The organism is Xenorhabdus innexi, assembly GCF_002632485.1.
In the GTDB taxonomy this organism is placed as follows: Bacteria; Pseudomonadota; Gammaproteobacteria; order Enterobacterales; family Enterobacteriaceae; genus Xenorhabdus; species Xenorhabdus innexi.
The window spans coordinates 48,197-55,117 of sequence record NZ_NIBU01000024.1 but is presented as its reverse complement, the minus strand read 5'-3'; the positions used below and the strand labels follow the sequence as shown (position 1 = coordinate 55,117).

Genomic DNA, 6,921 nt, shown 5'->3' with positions numbered 1-6,921 from the left:
ACCTGCTCCAAAAGGCGTGGTCGGAAACGTATTTTTGGCTGGAAAAAGCACAAGAATATTTATGCCAGAACGCGTTCAAAACACCACAAAGAAAATCATGTAAAAACAAAACATTGGATGCGTGTTTTGAAAGGCTTAATTCTTAAGATCCTGTCTATGATCAATTATTGCTCTGATCATACAATATAGCTCTCATAATAGCTGCCTCACTTATCAGATTATTTATTTTCTCAAACTACTCAGCGTAATGATAATAACTGTTTTAAAAAATAGAATTTTTTATTCCTTGATAAAGGACAGTGATTACTTTTATTTATTGCCTGATAAAAATCTTTCATTACTTAATAATAAAAAAGTTTTCTAATTTATGTTGATTGTGCAAAAAGATTTTATTGCAATTGAATGTTTAATGTGAATGCATTGGTGAAACTTTGCATTTTATTGAGGAATGTATCTATGAAGTTTACTTTTGTTAAGAAACCCATGCGGTTTTTGATATTCATATTTTCTTTTTTATTACCATTTGTCTCTATGAACACATTTTCAGTGGGTGAAAGTCATCAAGATTTAACAGTAAAAACACATTTTCCAAGTGTAAATGATCAGAGTAATTTGGGTGTAACAGAAAAAGATAAAGCTGGCGTGATTGCACAAAATATTCAGACAGTAGGTGGTTTATTATCATCTTCGTCATCCCAACTCACAGAACAGGCTAAATCCTATGCTTTAGGAAGAATAAACGGAGCAATAAATAGTGAAGTACAAGAATGGCTGTCACAATTTGGTACAGCCAAAATTAACTTATCTCTCGATAGAAAAGGGAAACTGGATAACAGCTCATTAGATTTTCTATTTCCTCTTTATGATAATAAAACAGACTGGCTGATTTTTTCTCAATTAGGTTATCGTAATAAAGACAGCCGGAACACTGTTAACCTTGGCTTGGGAAGTCGTTATTTCACTTCTGACTGGATGTATGGCTTTAATACTTTTTTTGATCAGGACATAACGGGAAAAAATAACCGTCTGGGTTTAGGGACAGAGGCATGGACTGATTACATTAAATTCTCTGCAAATGCTTACCTTCGCCTGAGCAAGTGGCATCAGTCACGGGATGATAAACTCTGGGAAGAGCGTCCGGCCAATGGCTTTGATATCAATGGGGAATTCTTCCTGCCGACCTACCCACATATCGGCAGTAAGCTGAGTTACGAAAAATACTTTGGTGATAACGTTACCCTTTTCAATCGTGATACCAAACAGAAAGACCCTGATTTTGCCAAAGTAGGCATCAGTTATACGCCAATCCCGCTGATAACAATGGGCATAGATTATCGACATGGCAGAAGCGGGCACAGTGACGCCCGTTTTCAGGCTAATTTAAACTATAAATTTGGTGTGCCACTGAGTGTTCAGTTGTCACCGGATAGCGTTGCATCAATGCGCACATTGGCAGGCAGCCGTTATGATTTGGTGGAAAGGAATAACAACATTGTGCTGGATCACAGGGAAAAGCCGAGGCTGGATATCAGCTTGCAGAATGTCTTTGAAGGACGCGGTAGGCAGGAGGTAACAATAAAAGCTGATGTGGTGTCAAACAGGCCGACCAAACAGGTGACATGGCGTGCAGGAACAGATTTCTTCCAGAATGGAGGAGAACTTCCGAGCAGCGGTAATCCCGTCACAATCAGACTGCCAAAATATATGGGTAAAGGTGTAAATAGTTACCCGATCTATGCAACGGTAGAATTAGAGAATGGGAAGTTATCCAAGATAGCAGAGACGACGGTTAAGGTTTCTGCTGGAGGCCCATTCGAAGGTGGTATGGAAGTCACTCCTGATGGAGATATTTTCGGAAATGGTAAGGATGAGTATAAATATAAAGTTTTAATTGTTGATGAAAAAAGTGCTCAACCATTGCGTAACCACAGTTTTGAGAATGTAGTATGGAGTATTGTAGATAATAAATTGCCAGATAATGTGAAGTTTAAAGAAACTAAAACCGCTACAGATAGTGATGGATATTTAACTGCTTCACTGATAAGTAATGTGGGAGTAGATAATGTCAAAGTTAAAGTGGAGCTTACCTATGATGATAAGCATATATATGGAATCGATGCAAAAAGACCGGTGAATTTTAAAGCGGTGCCAAAAAGTGCAAATTTGAGCTTCACTACAGCGAATCATCATTTCGGATATATTAATGATTCGAATAAGCCTTATAATGTTTATGAAGGCTTAAAAATAAAATTTGTAAAAAAACCTCTTAATTCAGAGGACATGCCCGAACCTATTGCCAAACATAATGATCATGTTGAATATCATTCTCCATCTGATCTTGTAGAAATAATTTTGACGCATGAAGGGCCGGAAATTACCTTCCCTGCTGAACGCTTTAATCCATCTAAAAAAGCAATTGTTACCGCAACTGTTACTGAGGTTGATACAGGCGCAAAATATGCTTATGAATATACATTTAATCCTCATAGATATGTCTTCAGCCCTGATGTTGGTAATGTAAAGCTGGGTGGCAATAAATATAATAAAAAGCAAAATCATACATGTAAAATGCTCGAAGCTAAATATAGATGGTCACGTGAAGTAGAAGCAATGACTAAGGAAGAAGTTTCCGGTAAAGATAGCTCATCATTAAAAACCGAATATAGTGTGTTAACTGGTTTCGGAGTTCTCCCTGATGATGAGAAAATGAAAATCGATGACAATGGAAAATCTTCAGAATTTGTTTCCTATTATTATGATAGGGTAAACGATAAAGATATAATAGAAAAATCCGAACAAAGTGTTGGGAAGTTATTGTGTAAATTAGCAGGTTAGAAGTAAGTGTTAAAAATAAGGTACAGATTAATTTTAGAATCTGTGCCTTATTTTTTTAAAGTTAATGTGCTCTCTAATGGATTTTTTATATAAATGAAAGTCTACCCGATAACTTTTTGTTATCACACTGATAACTATTCCTTATTGGTACACTAAAAAATTTTTTCTAATATATAAATTGGGTAATTAGTCTTACGCCAGTGGTTTTGGTATCAAAAAGGGTTGCTAATAATAACATCTATTTGGGTGCTTATATATGACATCATATATTGGTAAAGCGATTGTTTTCTTCACGGTTATTTATACATTACTTATCCCTTCTACCCTTATGAATGCCTTTGCTGAGGGGAGTATAACTCATGGAAAAACAGCAAAATTCCAGATAGACAATGTAGGCACTCAAGTAAGCGAATCAAGTAAAAAAAATTCACCTCTAAACGACAATAAAAAAGACGAGCGACAAAAAACAGATAATACGCCAGATTATGGAAAGGCTGATGCCATTGGCAGAAATATTCAGACAGCAGGCCAGATTTTGTCATCATCTCCTTCAGAACTGGCTGAACAAGCCAAATCTTATGCCTTGGGTAAAATTAACAATACCATTGCTTCCGAAGCGCAAAAATGGCTATCCCAATCGAGCACCGCAAAAATTAACTTTGGCTTTGACAGAAAAGGCAGTCTGGAAAATAACTCAATAGATCTGCTGGTACCCCTTTATGATAATAAAGCCGACTGGTTCTTTTTTTCTCAGTTAGGTTATCGCAACAAAGATAGCCGGAATACCGTCAACTTTGGTTTAGGGGGACGTTATTTTAATCAGGACTGGATGTATGGCCTGAATACTTTTTATGACTATGACATTACAGGTCAAAACAGGCGGGTAGGATTAGGGGGAGAGCTTTGGGGCGATTATATTAAATTCTCCGCCAACGGCTATCATCGATTAAGCGACTGGCAAATGTCGCGTAATTTTGAAGAACATCATGAACGTCCCGCCAATGGCTACGACATTAACGGGGAATTCTTTCTGTCAGCCTATCCTAATCTGGGAGGCAAACTTTCCTACGGGCAATATTTCGGCGAAAACGTAACTTTATTTAACCGACAGACTAAACAAAGAAATCCCAGCCAGACAAAAATCGGCGTGACTTATACGCCAATTCCATTGGTCACAATGGGGGTAGATTATAAACAAGGAAGCGGTGGTCAGAGTGAAACGCAGTTTCTGACAAATTTTAATCTCAGGCTGGGTGTGCCATTGAACACACAGTTATCGCCGGATAACGTTGCATCAATGCGGACACTGGCAGGCAGCCGTTATGATTTGGTGGAAAGGGAAAATCATATAGTGCTCGACCACCGGGAAATTCCTAAGTCTGAGCTTTCTGTGCCGGAAAGAGTCGTAGGTTATAGCCACGAATTACAGGATATCTCGAAAGAGATATCGGCAAATGCCTCTATTAAACAGATTAATATTGCAGATGGAAATGCAAAAAAAGAATTTATAAGTAGTGGGGGGGATATCTATTTAGATTCTGGCAGGGTTTATATTAAATTTCCTGAGTACTCATTGAGAAAAAGTGAAATTAATAATTACCCGCTCTATATATCTGCTGAGTTAACAAATAATCAAAAAACAAAACCGAAACAAATGCAGGTTATTGTCAGACCTTTTGAGATTCAATATAAGGAGGGAAGCCCTCCGAATTTCACTCCTGAAGGCCCTCTGCCTGCATCCGGAGATAAAGGATTTACTTTTGACCCGATCATTACCTTTGATGCTCCCGCTAATCCGAATGTAGTCAAGAATGCGACGATTGATAATGTTGAATGGTTCGCGATACCAGTGGAAAAATCCGCATCACCAACTCGGAATGATAATGTCTGTAAGACCCAAGAAAATACGGAAAAATTGGCATTCACCCCGAATAAAGAATTCAAACAAATAAAAATAATGGATGATGGGCATATCGCGGTGAGTGATCGTGTCACATTAATGAGCAAAGGATATGCTGGCTCTGTCGCTGTTTGTGTAGCGATGGATGGGCAGCCTAAGAAATTTGTTGGGGAAGTGGTTTTTTATAAAGAGTCATCAGGTATTACCTTATCGCATACTCCCCCTGATTCATCAATCATTGTAAATGAAAATTATACATTTACAGTGAAAACTGCAGAAGAAGGAAAAATACCAACTTTTGATTGGAGTTTTGAGGCTAAATATAAAGATAAGGTCATGTTTTCTCCAAACAATGATACTGCGATATTGACAAGTAGTGTGGCACAAAAAGTTAAAGTAACCGTAACGCTTGATGATGGTGTTTCAAAGTCGTCTGATGTGGAATTTAAATGGCCAACATTACCAACATTGCCAACACTTCAGAGTATGAAGTTAGTTCCAGATAGTGGTTCTCTTCCTCTTGGTGGAGAATATGATATTACTGCAACCATATTAGATTTGAATGGTAACCCATATACAGATAGTGAGCCTAAATTTGAATGGAGCTTAAGTTCTGACCCTCAAGAGGCTGATTTGTCACTAATTGATAGTGTTGGTTCTTCACTAATTGGTAAAGAGGTAGAGCCAAATTCTAAAGGAGAACTAATAGCAAAATTAGGGAGTAAAGATAAAACACCCTCCAATACTGTTGCTACGGTATGTTTAAAAATTGTTGAGACACCAGAACTCAATGAAGAACAAAAAAAACATCAGTGTGTAGAGAAAATTAAATTCAAAACCCCACCCGTAGATTTTGAAATTGTAAGTGTCGAGGTTTATGGTACTTATGATGACAAAGGTAACCTTACGGAGCCTTATAACCCTGATAATAAATTAATAGCTGATGGTAAGAGCGCATATGCGTATAGGGCTAAGATTGAGTATAAGAATCAAAAAAATAAACCAGTTACCAACCATAAATTTAATTTTGGTGACAAGGGATGGAGTAGAAATCACAAAGAAATTAAAGTGGATTTAGGCTACCCAGAGGAAGACCCGAAACATAAAGATAAATATAATACGACAGATGAAGAGGGATACTTATATTCAATTTTAAAAAGCCATAATGCGGGAGTGGAGGGAGTAAACGTAGCATTAACTATACCGGATGAACTGGATGAAAAAATACAGTCTAAAGAGTCAGAGCCTGTAGCTTTTAAAGCTAAAAAGCAAGATGCTGTTTTGTTTGTTTATAATGATTATAAAGGGATGAACAAAGTGTTTTATAAATCACCTTATAATTTCTTTATTTCTTTAAATATAGAGCTTAGGGCTGAGCCAGATAAACCTTTTGAACGTTCAAAATTAGAGTACTCTACCGAGAAGGAGAACTCAGATTTTGTTCCTTTTATATCCTTAGGGAAGGATAAAAAAGGACCGATAAAGATTGAAGCCCAAGGTAGTGTAACATTAGTGGCTGAAATAAAAGAAGATGATGGAAGGTATTATGAATATAAATATGATGTTAACATAGAAAGATTTGTTATTCCGCCTGCTAATAGTCCTGTAAATAATTCGTATGGATATCATACTGTTGGAGATGGAGTAACATGTGAAACTTTTAATGAAAAAGAGGAGATAGAAATAGGTAGCGATATTACTCTTTTTGTAGACGAAGTTGATCGTTCTGCCGGTAACAATGCATTGGGTTCTGAGTTTTCAAATATTTATGACTGGGGTTTCTTTCATTTTCAAGGTTCTCAGGCAGATTCCAAAAATCTTCAATATAAGTTGAAAGATAAGAAAAAGGGATATTTGATATTTAATCCTGATGGACCAAGTAATAATTCATCAGGATTATTACTATGTAAAAAATACGATGGAAAAAAAGATAAATGATTTTGAGTTCCACATAATTAATGTAAATTATAATAACAGCTTGTTAGTATATCTTTATTGGTGGTGGGGTTGTTTGTTATTTTTTATTTGAAATTATTTATTCTCATGTAATGGGAAAAAGTTATCACGTGATAACTTTTTTTCATTATATTTTAGAATCATATGTCTTTATCGTATGGGTGTTACTTTATGCAGTTTATAGCCCGTTTGAGTTTAAAGTTATTGTGCTGCCTTTATAATAAAACTTA

The 6,921-nt window shown here is 36.4% G+C and carries 2 protein-coding genes; both read left to right on the top strand.

Going from position 1 to position 6,921, the window contains the following annotated elements; translation table 11 throughout:
- Positions 1 to 456: 456 nt before the first annotated feature.
- The gene (locus Xinn_RS11315) at positions 457 to 2,835 is read left to right on the top strand and encodes an inverse autotransporter beta domain-containing protein (protein ID WP_169923566.1); all 2,379 of its coding nucleotides are present in this window, start codon (positions 457 to 459) and stop codon (positions 2,833 to 2,835) included.
- A gap of 256 nt (positions 2,836 to 3,091) precedes the next feature.
- On the top strand, positions 3,092 to 6,673 hold the full coding sequence (locus Xinn_RS11310) for an inverse autotransporter beta domain-containing protein (RefSeq protein ID WP_086954614.1): 3,582 nt from the start codon (positions 3,092 to 3,094) through the stop codon (positions 6,671 to 6,673).
- Positions 6,674 to 6,921 lie beyond the last annotated feature (248 nt).